Here is a 2,063-nt window from a genome sequence, read left to right as displayed (position 1 = left end):
GCGGTCCCGAGGGGGGCACCGAACCTCGACCGCCCGCACGGACCAGCGGCTGCACGGCCGCCCGGGCCGGGACGCCACGCCGGAAACACCACGGCGGGCCGCCCGACCCGGGACGCCGAGCAGCCGCAGGGCCCGAGCAGCCGCAGACGCCGAGGGCCGCAGGGCCCGCAGCCGCCCCGCGCGCGGTCGGCTCACGCGCCCGCGGCCGCCGCCTGCGCGAGGGAGTCCAGGACCGGCCGGACCAGCGGGTGCCCGTCGGCACCGGTCCGGACGGCGGCGAAGACCCGCCGGGTGGCGAGCTCGCTGTCCACCGGCCGCACCGCGACCTCGCGGAGATCGACGCCGCGCAGCGCCGAGCGCGGGACCAGCGCCACCCCGAGGCCCGCCGAGGCGAGCGCCACCACCGCCCGGAAGTCGTCGGAGGAGTGCAGCAGCCGGGGCTGGAACCCGGCGTGCTCGCAGGCCAGCAGCACCACGTCGTGGCAGGGGTTGCCCGGGTACGGCCCGATCCACGGCTCGTCGGCCAGCGCGGCGACGGCCAGCGGGCCGGACTCGTCGGCCAGCCGGTGGCCGAGCGGCAGGACGGCCTCGAAGGGCTCGGCGTACAGCGGCACCCGGGTCAGCCGGGCGTCGTCGGCGCGCGGGGCGCCCCGGTACTCGACGGCCACCGCGAGGTCGGCCCGGCCGTCCAGCACCATCGGCAGGCTGGCGTCGCCCTCGGCGTCCAGCACCTTGAGCCGCACCCCGGGGGCGCGCTCGGCGAGCAGGCCGACGGCGGGGGCGAGCACCGAGGCGATGGCGGTCGCGAAGGAGGCGACGGTGACCTCCCCGGAGACGCCCGCGCTGTACGCGGCGAGGTCGGCCTCGGCGCGCTCCAGCTGGGCGAGCACCACGTCGGCGTGGCCCAGCAGGATCTCCCCGGCGGCGGTCAGCCGTACGCCCCGGCCCTCCCGGGCGAGCAGGTGGTGGCCGGTCTCCTGCTCCAGGGCGGCCAGCTGCTGGGAGACCGCGGAGGGGGTCAGGTAGAGGGCGGCCGCCGCGGCGGTCACGGTGCGGTGGTCCGCCACGGCCCGAAGGGTCCGCAGCCGTCGTGCGTCGATCACGGACCAATTCTGCCAGCGCGGCACGGCGTGCCGGACCGGCGGGGCCGGAACCCGGGCGGGCCGAGCGGGCCCGCCGGAGCAGCGGTTTCGGCCGGGGACACGAGCGGTGGCGCATTTCCGGACGAGATCGCTCCAGTCCGTTGACCGGACGTCCGCGCGGCGCTTGGCTCGTGCCGACCGGGCCACGGGGGGCCGAGGGCCCGGGGCAGTCATCAGGGGAGGACGATCGATGACCACTGCACGCACCCGCCGCCGACTGGCCCGTACCGCCGCCGTCCTGGCGGCCGTCACAGCGGCCGGAGCCGCGATACCCGCCGCCGAGGCCCGCCCGCCCAAGGGCGACACCGCCCGGGTCAGCGAGGGCGCCAAGGGCGAGGCCCTGAACGGGCCCTCGTTCGCGCTCGGGCTGAGCGGCGACGGCCGGTACGCGCTGTTCTCCTCGTCGGCGACCAACCTGCTGCCCGGCGGCGCCGGGGCCGTCGGCGACGTCTACGTCCGGGACCTGCGCAACGGCCGCACCGAGCGGATCAGCGTCGCCGCCGACGGCTCCGCGCTGGACGCCGGCACCAACGACGCGGCGATCAGCGGCAACGGCCGGTACGTGGCGTTCAGCAGCTACGCCGGCAACGTGGTGCCCGGCCAACCGAAGCACCCCACCGACGTCTTCGTCCGGGACCGCTGGACCGGCCGCACCGAGCTGGTCACCACCGGCGACGGCACCTCCGGCGCGGGCGACGACCAGAGCGCCCGCAACGCCTTCGACGCCGCCATCAGCGGGGACGGCCGCTACGTGGTCTACTCCTCCGACCGCACCGACCTCGCACCCGGCGTGCGCCGCGGCAGGTTCAACGTCTTCGTCACCGACCGCTGGACCCGCACCACCCGGGTGGTCAGCACCGGGGCGGACGGCACCCGCAGGCCGTAGCGGCGGGCGGCGGCCAGCAGGTCGGTGCCGTTGGG

The 2,063-nt window shown here is 77.8% G+C and carries 2 protein-coding genes; one reads left to right on the top strand and one right to left on the bottom strand.

Annotated features, from left to right (window positions below):
• Positions 1-191: 191 nt before the first annotated feature.
• Complete coding sequence (locus tag ACIQOV_RS38975) at positions 192-1,103, bottom strand: LysR family transcriptional regulator (protein WP_401055572.1); 912 nt, start codon at positions 1,101-1,103, stop codon at positions 192-194.
• 229 nt (positions 1,104-1,332) lie between these two features.
• Here ACIQOV_RS38975 and ACIQOV_RS38970 point away from each other — a divergent pair, with 229 nt between their 5' ends.
• Entirely contained in the window at positions 1,333-2,028 is a 696-nt protein-coding gene (locus ACIQOV_RS38970; protein WP_401055570.1) for a TolB family protein, read from the top strand.
• The last annotated feature ends 35 nt before the right edge of the window (positions 2,029-2,063 follow it).

The sequence above is a fragment of the Kitasatospora sp. NPDC091257 genome, assembly GCF_044757675.1.
Classification (GTDB): Bacteria; Actinomycetota; Actinomycetes; order Streptomycetales; family Streptomycetaceae; genus Kitasatospora; species Kitasatospora lactacystinica.
Note: the sequence above shows the minus strand (reverse complement) of the source record. Positions and strands in the feature narration are given on the sequence as shown.

Coding starts and splice junctions, on each gene's coding strand:
- ACIQOV_RS38970 (WP_401055570.1), top strand. CDS start 1,333: ATGACCACTGCACGCACCCGCCGCCGACTGGCCCGTACCGCCGCCGTC.